This is a genomic window from Pseudomonas sp. W15Feb9B, from assembly GCF_000828175.1.
GTDB lineage: Bacteria > Pseudomonadota > Gammaproteobacteria > Pseudomonadales > Pseudomonadaceae > Aquipseudomonas > Aquipseudomonas parakoreensis.
Genome location: NZ_JTKF01000015.1, coordinates 37,098 through 52,525 on the forward strand (window position 1 = coordinate 37,098; position 15,428 = coordinate 52,525).

Annotated in this window: 10 protein-coding genes; 2 read left to right on the forward strand and 8 right to left on the reverse strand. The window is 62.0% G+C overall.

Annotated features, from left to right (window positions below; all coding sequences use genetic code 11):
• Nucleotides 1–8: 8 nt before the first annotated feature.
• The 7 genes from OC71_RS09465 to OC71_RS09495 all read right to left on the reverse strand — a co-directional run bounded on the left by OC71_RS09465 (nt 9) and on the right by OC71_RS09495 (nt 10,904).
• Nucleotides 9–2,723: a nitrate reductase gene (locus OC71_RS09465; protein ID WP_041067737.1), complete on the reverse strand. Its 2,715-nt coding sequence runs from the start codon at nt 2,721–2,723 to the stop codon at nt 9–11.
• Nucleotides 2,723–3,040, reverse strand: a complete 318-nt coding sequence (nirD, locus tag OC71_RS09470; RefSeq protein WP_041067740.1) for a nitrite reductase small subunit NirD — start codon at nt 3,038–3,040, stop codon at nt 2,723–2,725. Before nirD ends, OC71_RS09465 begins: the two co-directional genes overlap by 1 nt.
• Entirely contained in the window at nt 3,037–5,490 is a 2,454-nt protein-coding gene (nirB, locus tag OC71_RS09475; RefSeq protein ID WP_041067743.1) for a nitrite reductase large subunit NirB, read from the reverse strand. Before nirB ends, nirD begins: the two co-directional genes overlap by 4 nt.
• A 419-nt stretch (nt 5,491–5,909) precedes the next feature.
• Nucleotides 5,910–7,580, reverse strand: a complete 1,671-nt coding sequence (locus OC71_RS09480) for a bifunctional protein-serine/threonine kinase/phosphatase (protein ID WP_041067746.1) — start codon at nt 7,578–7,580, stop codon at nt 5,910–5,912.
• A gap of 7 nt (nt 7,581–7,587) precedes the next feature.
• Nucleotides 7,588–8,799 (reverse strand): NarK/NasA family nitrate transporter, encoded by a 1,212-nt coding sequence (locus OC71_RS09485; protein ID WP_041067749.1) that lies wholly within the window; start codon nt 8,797–8,799, stop codon nt 7,588–7,590.
• Between the two features lie 302 nt (nt 8,800–9,101).
• Nucleotides 9,102–9,677 (reverse strand): ANTAR domain-containing response regulator, encoded by a 576-nt coding sequence (locus OC71_RS09490; protein ID WP_041067751.1) that lies wholly within the window; start codon nt 9,675–9,677, stop codon nt 9,102–9,104.
• 15 nt (nt 9,678–9,692) lie between these two features.
• Nucleotides 9,693–10,904 carry a CmpA/NrtA family ABC transporter substrate-binding protein gene (locus OC71_RS09495; protein WP_041067754.1) on the reverse strand — a complete coding sequence of 404 codons (1,212 nt, stop codon included), beginning with the start codon at nt 10,902–10,904 and terminating at the stop codon, nt 9,693–9,695.
• A gap of 223 nt (nt 10,905–11,127) precedes the next feature.
• Here OC71_RS09495 and OC71_RS09500 point away from each other — a divergent pair, with 223 nt between their 5' ends.
• Complete coding sequence (locus OC71_RS09500) at nt 11,128–12,150, forward strand: quinone-dependent dihydroorotate dehydrogenase (RefSeq protein ID WP_041067757.1); 1,023 nt, start codon at nt 11,128–11,130, stop codon at nt 12,148–12,150.
• A gap of 248 nt (nt 12,151–12,398) precedes the next feature.
• On the opposite strand, the gene rmf is transcribed toward OC71_RS09500, so the two are convergent.
• Nucleotides 12,399–12,614: a ribosome modulation factor gene (gene rmf, locus OC71_RS27000; protein ID WP_003223300.1), complete on the reverse strand. Its 216-nt coding sequence runs from the start codon at nt 12,612–12,614 to the stop codon at nt 12,399–12,401.
• A 531-nt stretch (nt 12,615–13,145) separates the two neighbouring features.
• Between rmf and rlmKL the strand changes: the two genes are divergently transcribed.
• Entirely contained in the window at nt 13,146–15,416 is a 2,271-nt protein-coding gene (rlmKL, locus tag OC71_RS09505) for a bifunctional 23S rRNA (guanine(2069)-N(7))-methyltransferase RlmK/23S rRNA (guanine(2445)-N(2))-methyltransferase RlmL (RefSeq protein ID WP_041067760.1), read from the forward strand.
• The last annotated feature ends 12 nt before the right edge of the window (nt 15,417–15,428 follow it).

Consider the following 15,428-nt stretch of genomic DNA (forward strand, 5'->3'; position numbering starts at 1 on the left):
GTTTTCCTTCAGATGACCGGTACCGGCTGCAGATCAGCGGCCAGCAAACGCTTGATTTCAGGGACACACGAGCCGCATTGCGTGCCGCACCCCAGTTGTTGTTTGAGACCTTGCAGATCCAGGCCCTGGCGAATTCCGGCACACACCGCGCTGTGACTGACGTTTTTGCAGTTGCACAGGGTTTTGCCCGGATTGGCCTGAATGCCGGCATTGCCGGGTGGCGCACTCATCGGCGCCAGAAGCCAGCGGCGCAGTTGTTCATCGGCGCGACCCTCCAGCCACAAGCCTTGCAGCCAGTGCTGAGCCAGGGTTTCGCCCGCGAGGCGGATTGCGGTGATTCGGCCGTTTTCGATGCGTACCCGTTTGCCAATGGCGCGGCGCGGGTCGTCGTAGGCCAGCACTGGACCGTCGAGCAGCGCCAGGCACTGGTCGATGTCGCGCAGCCGTTGCGGCTCTGGCGGCGTGACGCTGGCAGCGCGTATCAGCAGCGCGGGCCGCTCACGTCCGACAAGGCTGAGGCTCACATAGGAAAACGCCTCGCAGAGAGGTCGTAGCGTCTCGAAATGCCGTTGAACATCGCCCTCGATCAGGGCGAACAAGTGCCATGGCAGATTTACCGCTTCCAGACGCACGCCGCTGTGTTTGAGTTCGGGCTGCTTCGACAAAGGATCGAAGGCCGGCAAGGTCAGACTGTTGACCCCGCCCTTGAGAAACCGGTCGCCCCAATGCATCGGCAGAAATGCCTGACCGGGGCGCACGCCGTCATCGCTGTCGACCGCGACGATCACGGCACCGCGCCGACTCTTCAGGTTGACCAGATCCCCCGGCTGCAAGCGCTGCCGGCGTAACTCGTCCGGGTGCAGGCTTAACACGGCTTCGCTGACATGTCCGAACAATTGCGCTGCCGTGCCGGTGCGGCTCATGCCGTGCCATTGATCGCGCAGGCGACCGGTGATCAGCGTCAGTGGGAACCGTGCATCGCGTTGTTCTTTGGCGGCGCGATAAGGATCGGCGACGAACTGCGCACGACCGTTAGTTGTTGGAAAAATCCCGTCGCCATACAAGCGTGCCGTGCCTTGCCGGGCGCCGGCCGGAAAAGGCCATTGCTGCGGTCCCAGTTCATCAATCAATTGATGGCTGAGGCCCGACAAGTCCAGATCGCGTCCACGGGTCAGTTGTTTGTATTCGTCGAACAACTGCGCCGGCTGCTCGAAAGCAAACAGGCTCGGCTGAAGTGGGCGCAGACGTTTCTCCAGCCGCTGTGCGAAATCCACGGTGATCGCCCAGTCCGGCCGTGCTTCGCCCGGTGGGAGAATGGCCTGCCGTACGTGGGAAATGCGCCGTTCGGAGTTGGTCACTGAGCCTTGCTTCTCGCCCCAACTGGCTGCGGGTAACAACAGGTCGGCGAAGGCGGCGGTCTCGGTGGTGCGGAAGGCTTCCTGCAACACCACGAACGGGCAGGTCTGCAGCGCCTCGCGCACCGCCTGTTGATCAGGCATGGACTGTGCGGGATTGGTGCAGGCAATCCACAGCGCCTTGATCTGCCCGCTGCGCATCCGCTCGAACAGCTCGATAGCGCTGAGGCCGCTGGTTTGAGGCAGTTGATCGACACCCCAACAGGCTGCCACTTCGTCGCGATGCTTAGGATTGGCCGCTTCACGATGACCGGGCAGCAAATTGGACAGGCTGCCGGTTTCCCGCCCGCCCATGGCATTTGGCTGACCGGTCAAAGAGAAAGGTCCTGCACCCGGGCGGCCGATTTGCCCGGTGGCCAGGTGCAGATTGATCAGCGCGCTGTTTTTTGCGCTGCCAGCGGTGGACTGATTCAGGCCCATGCACCACAGCGACAGGAAACTTGGCGCGGTGCCCACCCATTCGGCGCACTGCTGCAATTGCTCGACACTGATCCCGCACAGTTGCGCAACCATTTGCGGGGTGTAGTCGCGCACCAGATTTTTCAGCTCAGGCAAACCGTCGGTGTGCGCCTTGATGAAGTCGCGGTCGATCCAGTCTTCCCACAGCAGCAGATGCAAAATCCCATGGAACAGTGCGACATCGGTGCCGGGCAGAATCGCCAGATGCAAGTCGGCCAACTCACAGGTATCGGTGCGCCGGGGATCGATGACGATGACCTTCATCTGCGGCCGGCGCGATTTTGCCTCTTCCAGGCGTCGGAAAAGGACTGGATGGGCGTAGGCCATGTTACTGCCGGCGATCATCACGCAATCGCTCAGCTCCAGATCCTCGTAACTGCACGGCGGCGCATCGGCGCCGAGGCTGCGTTTGTAACCGACCACCGCCGACGACATGCACAGCCGGGAATTGCTGTCGATGTTGTTGGTGCCGACCAGCGCTCGTGCCAATTTGTTGAAGGCGTAATAGTCCTCGGTCAGCAACTGCCCGGAAATGTAAAACGCCACGCTGTCCGGGCCGTGTTCGGCGATGGTCTCGGCAAAAACCTGGGTCGCGTGATCCAGCGCCGTGTCCCAGTCGCAACGGCTGCGGGCCAGGCCTTTGCCCAGGCGCAGCTCCGGGTACAGCGCCCGGGCAGCCAGATCGCCGGTCACGTGCAGGGTCGAGCCTTTGCTGCACAGTTTGCCGAAGTTGGCCGGATGCGCCGGATCGCCGCTGACGCCGAGGATGCGCTCGCCGTCATGCTCGATCAGCACGCCGCAGCCGACGCCGCAGTAGCAGCAGGTCGAGGCGGTCGTCTGGCGGTTCATCAGACCGCTTCCCGCAGGGCCAATTGCACGCGGCCGTTTTCGACCCGGGCCGGATGATGGTGCGCGCAGCCGATGTCCGGAGCCTGGGCCTCGCCGGTTTGCAGGTCGATCTGCCAGTTGTGCAGCGGGCAGGCCACGCGTTTGCCGTAGATCAAACCTTGTGACAGCGGCCCACCCTTGTGCGGGCAGCGGTCGTCAAGGGCGAAAACCTCGTCATCGCTCGTCCGAAAAATCGCGATGTCACCTTTCGGCCCGGCAATGATCCGCGAACCAAGGGCATTGATCTCTTCCAGGGCACAGATATCGAGCCAGTTCATGCCGGCACCTCCAGGTTTTTCACGGGGATCACGTCGAATTCTTTCTTCAGTTGCGGCTGCGCGAGGCGCTCTTTCCACGGGTCTTGTTCGAACGACAGGGAGAACTGCAGGCGCTCATTCAGGGCCTTGCGGCGCTCGGGGTCTTCCAGCACGGCTTTCTTGATGTGCTCCATGCCAACCCGTTGCAGGTAGTGCACGGTGCGTTCGAGGTAGAAGGCTTCTTCGCGATAGAGCTGCAGAAACGCGCCGTTGTACTCGCGGACTTCCTCGGCGGTTTTCAGCTTGACGAAGAACTCGGCGACCTCCGTCTTGATCCCGCCGTTGCCGCCGATGTACATCTCCCAGCCGGAGTCGACGCCGATGATTCCTACGTCCTTGATCCCCGCTTCCGAGCAGTTGCGTGGGCATCCGGAGACAGCGAGTTTCACTTTGTGTGGCGACCACATGTTGAACAGGTCGTGCTCAAGCTCAATGCCCAACTGCGTCGAATTCTGCGTGCCGAAGCGGCAGAACTCGCTGCCGACGCAGGTTTTCACGGTGCGGATGGATTTGCCGTAGGCGTGGCCGGAGGGCATGTCGAGGTCCTTCCAGACGCCGGGCAAGTCCTGTTTCTTGATGCCGAGCAAGTCAATGCGCTGACCGCCGGTGACCTTGACCATGGGTACGTTGTACTTGTCGGCCACGTCGGCGATGCGCCGCAATTCCGAAGGGTTGGTCACGCCGCCCCACATCCGTGGCACCACCGAATAGGTGCCGTCCTTCTGAATGTTGGCGTGGGCGCGTTCGTTGATCAGGCGCGATTGCGGATCGTCCTTGGCTTCGCCGGGCCAGGTGGAAATCAGGTAGTAGTTCAGCGCAGGACGGCAGGTGGCGCAGCCATTCGGGGTGCGCCAGTTGAGGTAGCTCATGGTGCCGGCGATGCTCAGCAGATGCTGTTCGCGGATCGCCTGGCGGATCTGCCCGTGGTTGAGGTCGCTGCAACCGCAGATGGCTTTTTCGCTTTTCGGTTTGACGTCCGCCGCGCCGCCGACGGTGTTGATCAGGATCTGCTCGACCAGCCCGGCGCAGGAGCCGCAGGAACTTGCAGCCTTGGTGTGCTTCTTCACGTCATCGACGCTGAACAAGCCGTGTTCCTGAATCGCCTTGACGATGGTGCCCTTGCACACGCCGTTGCAGCCGCAGACTTCGGCGGTGTCGGCCATGGCCATGGCTTTGTCCTGGCCCTGATGTCCTACGTCGCCGATAGAATTTTCACCGAACATCAGGTGATCGCGGATCTCGCCGATGGCGTGATTCTCACGAATCTGTCGGAAATACCAACCGCCATCTGCCGTATCGCCGTACAGACAGGCGCCGACCAGCACGTCATCCTTGATCACCAGTTTTTTGTACACGCCGCCGATTGGATCGGAGAGGGTGATGGTTTCGGTGCCTTCGCCGCCCATGAAATCGCCGGCGGAAAACAGGTCGATGCCGGTGACTTTCAATTTGGTCGAGGTCACCGAACCCTGATACCGGGCGAAACCCAGTTGCGCGAGGTGGTTGGCGCACACCTTGGCCTGTTCGAACAGCGGCGCCACCAGGCCATAAGCGATGCCGCGATGGCTGGCGCACTCGCCAATGGCATAGATGCGCGGATCGTAGGTTTGCAGGGTGTCATTGACCAGAATCCCGCGATTGCACGGGATGCCGGCGCGTTCCGCCAGTTCGGTGTTGGGGCGGATGCCGGCCGCCATCACCACCAGATCGGCAGGGATGATCTCGCCGTTCTTGAACTGCACCGAGCCGACCCGGCCATTGCCCGCGTCGTGCAGAGCCTGGGTCTGCTCGCACAGACGAAAGTGCAGGCCACGGGCTTCGAGGGCGCTTTGCAGCAGTTGCCCGCTGGTCTTGTCCAGTTGCCGCTCCAGCAGCCATTCGCCGATGTGCACCACCGTGACGTGCATGCCGCGCAGCATCAGGCCGTTGGCGGCTTCGAGGCCAAGCAGGCCGCCGCCGATGACCACCGCGTGCTTGTGGGTTCGGGCGGTGTCGATCATGGCCTGGGTGTCGGCGATGTCGCGGTAACCGATCACCCCCTGCAAGTCATTGCCGGGGATCGGCAGAATGAACGGTGTCGAACCGGTGGCGATCAGCAGGCGATCATATTCGGCCTCGGTGCCGTCTTCGGCGATCACCCGGCGTTTGACCCGGTCGATCTGTACCACCTTGCGGTTGAGCAGCAATTTGATGTGGTTTTCCAGGTACCAGTCGAGGTCGTTGAGGACGATCTCTTCGAAGGTCTGCTCACCGGCCAGCACCGGCGACAGCAGGATGCGGTTGTAGTTGGTGTGCGGTTCGGCACCGAAGACCGTGATGTCGTACAGCTCGTTGCTCAGCTTGAGCAGTTCTTCCAGGGTGCGAACCCCGGCCATGCCATTGCCGATCATCACCAGTTTGAGTTTTTTCATCAGGTTCTCCGGGGAGCGGTGGCTGGCCTCTTGTGGGCAGTCAGGCCGTGCTCGACAAAAGTTGCGCAAACAAAAAAAGGCGTCCCGCTAGTTGCCTAGCGAGGACGCCTTTGTCCTGGTCCCGTTCTCTCGGGAAGCGCAACCTTCGTCGTTGAAGGTTGGGCTTTATGTATGGTGAAACGGGTAATGCAGTGGTTGTGCCAAGTGGCAGGATGGCGTGTTTATTAGGCGGAAGCGGTTATAGACGGGATTTTTTGCACCGAATCGACGCGGGTTGCTCGTTCGCGGGGCATTCAGGCAGACAGAATTGCTGTGATTGGGGTGGTCTCTTCGCGAGCAGGCTCGCTCCCACAGTGGATCGGTGTCGTTCACAAATCCCCTGTGGGAGCGAGCCTGCTCGCGAATGACGCGACGCGGTCTCAGCCGTGAAACAACACCACCAGCAACACAAGATTTCCCAACAGCGCCAGCAATGCCACCGTCCGCCAGACCTTCAACGGCTCGCGCTCCAGCAAAGGCCTGGGCCGCACACTCAAACTGCGTCGCTCGCCTTGCTCCAGCACCAGCAACCATTCTTCAGCCGTTTCAAAGCGCTGTTGCGGATCGGCAGCCACGCCTCGCTCCAGACTCTGCGCAAGCCATTCCGGCATGTCCGGGCGGTAGCGACCGGCACTCACCGGCACACCGAAGCGCGGCCGTTGAAAGGCTTCGATTTCGCCATAGGGAAAATGCCCAGTGAGCAGGAAATACAAGGTCACGCCCACCGCGTACAGATCCTGTTGCGCACTCGGTGGCTCGCCGCGAAACGCTTCCGGGGCGATATAACTCGGGGTTCCCGGCAGCGTTGACGGTGCGTCTTCGGACAGGCCGGGGCAATACGCCAGACCGAAATCCAGCAGGCGCAACTCGCCATCGTCGCCCAGGTGCAGATTCTCCGGTTTGATGTCGCGGTGCAGAATCTGCCGTCGATGCAGCAGACCCACCGCCCGCAGCAGACGCTCGGCGATGTCCTGCCACTGTACCAACGGTAACGGGCTGCTGTGTTGAAACAGCCGCGCCAGGGTCATCCCGGAATATTCGCGCATCACATAGTACAAATGCTGACGCTGGGTGCCGCTGTGGACTTCAGGAAAATGCCGCCCGGCGACACGCCTGAGGAACCATTCTTCCGACAACAAGGCTTGCCCGGCCTGGGGATCGTCGGCCAGCCGTGACGGCAGGGTTTTCAACAACCAGCTCCGACCTTGCCCGTCCAGCACGCGATACAGCAGCGATTGCTGGCTCTGAGCGACAACGTTCTGCACCTGCCAGCCTTCGAACATCTGCGCGGTTTTCAACGCTGGCGGTAGTGGCCATTGCTGTAGGTGAATCAGCGCATCACCGATGCTCGCCTCACCGAGCGCATCGACCCGCACCAGCAGTGCACTGGCGTTGTCCTGACTGCCGGCCAGATGCGCGGCGTTGACCAGCGTGTGTGCGGCGCTGTCGAGATTCGGTTGATCGCGCAGGATCGCTGCAATCGCGGTATCGCCCACAGTCGACCACACGCCGTCGCTGAGCAGCACGAAACATTCACCCTCGCGCAACTCGCCGTCGAGAAAGTCCAGCACCAGATGCTGATCCAGCCCCAGCGCACGCTTGAGCACGTGCTGCATGCCCGGCTGCTCCCAGACATGATCCTGCGATATCCGCTGCAAAGCGTCGGCGTGCCAGCGATAGACCCGACAATCGCCGACGTGGGCCAGTGTGAAACGCTGGCCGCGCAGGATGAGCGCGCTGACGGTGGTGAGCAGTGGCTGTCCGCCGCCGTTGGCCTGTAACCAGCGGTTTTGTGCGAGCAGCAGGCGATCCAGTGCCTGGGCCACGCTCCAGGTTTGCGGCGTGGCGTAGTAGTCCAGCGCCAGTGCTTGCAGGGTCGAGCGTGCGGCCAGGCCGCCGTCGGCGCACTGGCTGACCCCATCGGCAATGGCGACCAGATAGCCTTTGCTCGCGGCCAGCGCCGGGGCGGGTGTCACCAGGCGCAGGGCGTCCTGGTTTTCCGCGCGCGGTCCGGTGGCGCTGGCCTGGGCAAAGCTCAGTTGCAGGGGCATTGCCGCCTCACACGCGCGCAGCAGTGACCGCCGCCGAACCCCAGGTGGTTCTCCAGCGCCGCTTGACCCCGTGCAGGCCGAACCACGCCAGCACGCCGAGGCTGGCGAACAACCACAGCGCCAGTTGATAGCTGCCGGTGCTTTGCTTGATCGCGCCCATGCCGGCCGCCAGGGCAAAGCCGCCGATGCCACCGGCCATGCCGATCAGTCCGGTCATCACGCCGATCTCCAGACGGAAGCGTTGCGGCACCAACTGGAACACCGCGCCATTGCCGGCGCCGAGCCCGAGCATGGTGCAGACGAACAGCGCCAGGGCGGCGTAGGAACTGGGCAGGTTGAAACCGACGGCAGCGATGCAGATCGCCGCCACGGTGTACATCGCCAGCAAGGTGCGGATGCCGCCGAAGCGATCCGCCAACGCGCCGCCCAGCGGACGCATCAGGCTGCCACCGAACACGCAGGCAGCGGTGTAGTAACCCGCCGTGACAGGACTCAGACCGTATTGGTCGTTGAAGTAGCCGGGCAGGGCGCTGGCCAGGCCGATGAAGCCGCCGAAGGTCACGCTGTAGAAAAACATGAACCACCAACTGTCGCGGTCGCCGAGGGCCTTGAAGTAGTCGGCCATGGCTTTGGCCTTGGGCCGCTGCGGGGCGTTTTTCGCCAGCCAGGCGAACAGCACCAGCGTCAGGATCAACGGAATCAGGGCAAAACCGAACACGTTGCTCCAGCCGAACGACGCGGCCAGCACCGGGGCTATCAGCGCGGCGAACACGGTGCCGGAGTTGCCGGCGCCAGCGATGCCCATCGCCTTGCCTTGATGTTGCGGCGGATACCATTGCGAGGCCAGCGGCAGGGCCACAGCAAACGAGGCACCGGCCATGCCGAGGAACAGCCCCAGCAGCAGAGCCTGTTCATAACTGTGGATACCGAGTTTCCACGCACCGAACAGCGCGCAGATCACGATCACCTGGCCGATCAGCCCGGCGGTCTTCGGCGACAGACGATCGGCCAGCATGCCCATCACAAAGCGCAGCACCGCACCGGCGAGTATCGGCGTCGCCACGACCAGCCCGCGTTGTTGGGTGCTCAGGTGCAGGTCGGCGGCGATCTGCACCGCCAATGGGCCGAGCAGGTACCAGACCATGAAGCTCAGGTCGAAATACAGGAACGCTGCGAACAGGGTCGGGGTGTGGCCGGATTTCCAGAAGCTTGAATTCATCGCGCACCTCAGCTGAAAAGAGTCTCGAAAGGAGTCACAGCAGGTGGAGCGCCGCCACGGCCGCACCACCGGCCCCGGGCTGTGGGGCCAAAACGCAAAAACGCCGCTACCTGGTTCGCCGATGGGGCGAGCGGGGTGAGCGACGTCTTTGTCGTGGGTGGGGCAACCGCCGTTGGTTACCTGTGCGGAATGCTTAGCCAGATTTGTGCCAAGGATCAAAAGATCGCAGCCTTCGGCAGCTCCTACAGGAAATTGCGTGCCTTTGTAGGAGCTGCCGAAGGCTGCGATCTTTTGCTCTTCAATCAGCCGAGCAACTCACTCATGGCAATGATTTGCTCCGCCACCTGAATCAGTTTCTGCTGGCGGCTCATGGCCTGGCGGCGCATCAGGGTGTAAGCCTCTTCTTCGTTGCAGTCCTTCATTTTCATCAGCAGCCCTTTGGCCAGCTCGATGCGTTTGCGCTCGGCCAGTTGCTGGTCGCGGGCCAGCAGTTGCGCGCGCAAGGCCTGATCGCTTTCGAAGCGGGCCATGGCCACATCGAGAATCGGCTGCAGGCGCTGGGCGTGGATGCCTTCGACGATGTAGGCGCTGACCCCGGACTTGATCGCCTGACGCATCACCCCCGGGTCGTGTTCGTCGGTGAACATCACGATCGGCCGGGGCTGGTCACGGCTGACCAGCACCACTTGCTCCATCACATCGCGGCCCGGTGACTCGGTATCGATCAGGATCACGTCCGGGCGCACCGTTTCGACGCGGGCCGGCAGGTCGATGATCAGGCCGGACTCATCGATGACCTCGAAACCCGCCTCGGTGAGCGCGGCTTTCAGGCGCCCGACTTTTTTCGCGGTGTCGTTGATCAGCAGAATGCGCAGCATATTGGCGGTCTCCTGTCAGCGGCGGGCGAGCAGAGGAGCGGCGTCGCTCAGGGCGTGCAGCTTGAAACTGCGGGCGTATGCGGCCGGATCGCTGCCGTCCCAGACTTTGCCATCGAGCAACTGGCTGCTGCGCATCTCCTTGCCCCACGCGGCGACACCGACGGCGGTGGCGGCTTCGCGGTAGATGTCCAGTTGCTGAACCTGGCGGGCCACCGCGAGGTAGTCGGGATCCTCGCGCAACAGGCCCCAGCGGCGGAATTGGGTCATGAACCACATGCCGTCGGACAGGTACGGCAGATTTACCTCGCCGTTGCTGTGAAAACGCAAGGCGTGCGGATCCTGCCAGCGATTGCCGAGGCCGTCGGCGTAATCACCGAGAAAACGCGGTTCGATGCAGGACAGCGGGGCGTCGAGGTATTCCGGGGCGCTCAGCAACTGCGCGGTGCTGCGGCGGTTTTCCGCGCTTTGTTCAATGAAGCGGCTGGCCTCGAGAATCGCCATTACCAGCGCCCGGGCGCTGTTGGGGTATTGCTCGACGAACGCGCGGGTGCAGCCGAGGACTTTCTCCGGATGATCGGGCCAGATGCTCTGGCTGGTCGCCAGGGTGAACCCCAGATCCTGTTGCACGGCAGCCGCCGACCATGGCTCACCGACGCAGAAACCATCGATGCGCCCGGCTTGCAGGTGCGCGACCATTTGCGGCGGCGGCACCACCACGCTGTCGACGTCCTGCAACGGATGAATGCCCTGACTCGCCAGCCAGTAATACAGCCACATCGCGTGGGTACCGGTGGGAAAAGTCTGGGCGAAGGTCAGTTTTGCGCGGGTTTGGTGCGCGTGCCGATCCAGCGCTTCAGGACTGGTCACGCCCAGTTGCTGCAAACCGTGGGACAGGTTGAGGCTCTGGCCATTCTGGTTCAGCCCCATCAGCACCGCCATGTCACTCGGCGCCACGCCGCCGATGCCCAGATGCACTGCGTAAATCAGCCCGTACAGGCTGTGGGCGACATCCAGTTCACCGCTGACCAGTTTGTCGCGCAACGTCGCCCAGGACGCCTGGCGCTTGAGGTTGATTGTCAGGCCGTAAGGCTGGGCAAAGCCTTGCGTGGCGGCCACGACCACCGAGGCGCAATCGCTCAGGGCCATGTAGCCGAGGTTGATCACACTCTTTTCCGGGGCATCACTGCCGTTGACCCAGGCCAGCGGCCCTACGGACGAATCACTCATATAAAGCCACCTTGAAAAAAAACGCCGTCCCAGTTTTTGCTCAGGCAAAACCTGCGAACGACGCCATTGTCCGTGCCCGCCCGCCGTCATTGGCCTGGGGGCTGATAACCCTGAAAGTGCAAGGCATATGCCAGTCAGGCTGATTTGCCTGTGCGCCTCGCGCCGGGGGGCGATGCCCGGCTATAATCGCCGCCTCTTTTCGCCGCCCGAGTCATCGCCGCCCATGTACACCCTGGCCCGTCAGCTGTTGTTCAAACTTTCCCCGGAAACCTCCCACGATCTGTCGCTGGATCTGATCGGCGCGGGTGGGCGTTTGGGCCTCAACGGCATGCTGTGCAAGAAGCCGGCGAACCTGCCGGTGACGGTCATGGGCCTGGACTTCCCGAATCCGGTGGGTCTGGCGGCCGGTCTGGACAAGAACGGCGCGGCCATCGACGGTTTCTCGCAACTGGGTTTCGGCTTTGTCGAAATCGGCACCGTGACCCCGCGTCCGCAACCGGGCAACCCGAAACCACGGATCTTCCGCCTGCCGGAGGCCGAGGCGATCATCAATCGCATGGGCTTCAACAACCTCGGTGTGGATAACCTGCTGGCGCGGGTCGCTGCAGCCAAATACAAGGGCGTGCTGGGGATCAACATCGGCAAGAACTTCGACACTCCGGTCGAACGCGCCGTGGATGACTACCTGATTTGCCTGGACAAGGTGTATGCCCACGCCAGCTATGTCACGGTCAACGTCAGCTCGCCCAATACCCCGGGCCTGCGCAGCCTGCAGTTCGGTGATTCGCTCAAGCAGTTGCTGGCGGACTTGGCCACGCGCCGTGCCGAACTGGCCCTGCGTCACGGCAAACATGTACCGCTGGCGATCAAGATCGCTCCGGACATGACCGACGAAGAAACCGCGCAAGTGGCTCAGGCGCTGATCGAAACCGGAATGGACGCAGTGATCGCCACCAACACCACCCTGAGTCGCGTCGGCGTCGAAGGCATGGAGCACGGTGACGAGGCGGGCGGTTTGTCCGGCGCCCCGGTGCGCGACAAGAGCACGCATACCGTGAAGGTGTTGGCTGAGGAGCTGGGTGGTCGGTTGCCGATCATTGCGGCGGGTGGCATCACTGAAGGCAAGCATGCGGCCGAGAAAATCATGGCGGGTGCGAGTCTGGTGCAGATTTACTCGGGCTTCATCTACAAAGGCCCGGCCTTGATTCGTGAATCGGTCGACGCGATTGCCGCGCTGCGCAAATAACCCAGGCTGACCCGGTCAATGTAGGAGCTGCCGAAGGCTGCGATCTTTTGAAGTTGTTTTTTAATATCAAAAGCAAGATCAAAAGATCGCAGCCTGCGGCAGCTCCTACATGAGATGTGTGTCATTTCAGGCAAGCATAAAAAAGGGCTCCTCGAAGGAGCCCCTGGGCCGTAGCCCGCCGTCCGGGAAGGACGTGCATGGTAAGTCGCTAAAAATTCAGATTGTCGTGTTGCAATAAGTGCCCTGTGTCAGCCGACGGCGTGAAGTTCGTTGAGTCTGTGGATCCCCGCAGTGCCGGTCATACCGTCCCAGTTGTCGCCGCGTCCTTCTCGCCAGCCGTTGATCCAGGCTTGACGTACCGACGGTAGAGTAAATGGGCAAAGCTCGCGGGATTTGCCACCAACGCCATATTGATATCCGCGCAAAAATGCTCTTTCCAACGGATCACGCTTAAGTCTTCTCATAGGGTGTTTCCCTCACTTGTTGACTGTTTTCGTCGCGTTGACCTCAATCGAGGTCTGGCAGAAAAACTCTGCCGTTGGGCGGCTCGCTGCCGGCGTGGCGAGCCAAGGTGTTGACGCCGTTGCGACGTCAACCTGTGGTCAGTTCTAACCAATGAGTCACAGCGAGGGAATGATCGTTTTGTCATAAGGACGTAACGAAAGTAGTGCTACAGCCATAAGTAACGACGGGTTTCATGAAGGTTTCTGCAGCAAACCCCGGTATGATCGGCCCCGCGCTGGATGATGGAGTTAATCCTTTAGTGAGAATGACCCACGTTTGCGCTGGGGTAATATGCGACGAAGGGTCGCTTTAAGACTTTTTGTTTCATCAACTTTTTTATCTGTCCCGGCATCTAAGCTCTTTTAACCCGAGCAGCGGGGATGGAACGGCACACCTTCGTGCCACGCGGGCGTTCTTTTGGAAAAGCGCCTGATTGAAAACCGGATCGGCAATGCGTTGCCGGTTCACTAGCCAAAGGCTCTGGAAATACCATGTCCGATCGTTTCGAACTCTTCCTCACTTGCCCCAAAGGCCTTGAAGGCCTGCTCATCGAGGAAGCCGTCGGGCTTGGCCTTGAAGAGGCCCGCGAGCACACCTCCGCCGTGCGTGGCATGGCGACCATGGAAACCGCTTATCGCCTGTGCCTGTGGTCGCGTCTGGCCAACCGGGTGCTGCTGGTGCTCAAGCGCTTCCCGATGAAAGACGCTGAAGACCTGTACCACGGCGTGCTTGACGTCGAGTGGCAGGATCACATGCTCGCCGACGGCACTCTGGCCGTGGAATTCAGCGGTCACGGCTCGGGCATCGACAACACCCACTTCGGCGCGCTGAAAGTCAAAGACGCCATCGTCGACAAACTGCGTACCCCGCAAGGCGACCGTCCGTCGATCGACAAGCTCAACCCGGATCTGCGCATTCACCTGCGCCTGGATCGCGGCGAAGCGATTCTGTCCCTCGACCTGTCCGGTCACAGCCTGCACCAGCGTGGCTACCGCCTGCAGCAGGGCGCGGCGCCGTTGAAGGAAAACCTCGCGGCAGCGATCCTGATCCGTTCCGGCTGGCCGCGCATTGCGGCCGAAGGCGGCGCGCTGGCTGACCCGATGTGCGGTGTCGGTACGTTCCTAGTCGAAGCCGGGATGATCGCCGCCGACATGGCGCCGAACCTGCGCCGTGAGCAGTGGGGCTTCACCGCCTGGCTGGGGCACGTTCCGGCGCTGTGGAAAAAACTCCATGAAGAAGCCGTCGAGCGTGCCGCTGCCGGTCTGGCCAAGCCGCCGCTGTGGATTCGCGGTTACGAAGCCGACCCGCGCCTGATTCAACCGGGTCGCAACAACGTCGAGCGTGCCGGTCTGAGCGAGTGGATCAAGATCTATCAGGGCGAAGTCGCGACCTTCGAGCCGCGTCCGGACCAGAACCAGAAAGGTCTGGTGATCTGCAACCCGCCGTACGGCGAGCGTCTGGGCGACGAAGCCAGCCTGCTTTACCTCTATCAGAACCTTGGCGAGCGCCTGCGTCAGGCCTGCCTGAACTGGGAAGCGGCGGTGTTCACCGGCGCGCCGGATCTGGGCAAGCGCATGGGCATTCGCAGCCACAAACAGTATTCGTTCTGGAACGGCGCGTTGCCGTGCAAACTGCTGTTGATCAAAGTGCTGCCGGATCAGTTCGTCACCGGCGAGCGGCGGACCCCGGAACAGCGTCAGGCCGAGCGTGAGCAAGCCGCTTACGATCAAACCCCGAACGAGCCGCAAGAGCGCAAGTTCAACAAGAACGGCAACCCGATCAAACCGACGCCAGCCCCGGCCCCGGTGATCGAGCAGCCGCGCCTGAGCGAAGGCGGGCAGATGTTTGCCAACCGCCTGCAGAAAAACCTCAAGGCAATGAGCAAGTGGGTCAAGCGCGAAGGCATCGACTGCTACCGCGTCTACGATGCCGACATGCCGGAATACGCCATGGCCATCGACCTGTATCACGACTGGGTGCACGTGCAGGAATACGCCGCGCCGAAGTCGATCGATCCGGAAAAGGCCTCGGCACGCATGTTCGACGCCCTGGCCGCGATCCCGCAGGCGCTGAACGTCGACAAGAGCCGCGTGGTGGTCAAACGCCGCGAGCGTCAGAGCGGCACCAAGCAGTACGAGCGTCAGGCTGCGCAAGGCAAGTTCAATGAAGTCAGCGAGGGCGGCGTGAAGTTGCTGGTCAACCTCACCGACTACCTCGATACCGGCCTGTTCCTCGATCACCGTCCGATGCGCATGCGTATTCAGAAAGAGGCTGCCGGCAAGCGCTTCCTCAATTTGTTCTGCTACACCGCGACGGCCAGCGTACACGCGGCCAAGGGCGGCGCGCGCAGCACCACCAGCGTCGACCTGTCGAAGACTTACCTCGACTGGGCGCGGCGCAACCTGTCGCTGAACGGCTTCTCCGACAAGAACCGTCTGGAGCAGGGCGACGTGATGGCGTGGCTGGAAAGCAGCCGCGACGAATACGACCTGATCTTCATCGACCCGCCGACCTTCTCCAACTCCAAGCGCATGGAAGGTATCTTTGACGTGCAGCGTGACCAGGTGCAGTTGATCGACCTGGCCATGGCGCGCCTGGCTCCGGGCGGCGTGCTGTACTTCTCCAACAACTTCCGCAAGTTCCAGCTGGAGGAGAACCTCGCCGAGCGTTACGCAGTCGAGGAAATCAGCGCGCAGACCATTGATCCGGATTTCGCCCGCAATATCAAGATTCACCGCGCCTGGAAAATCACGGCGCGTTGACACTTGCCGTGG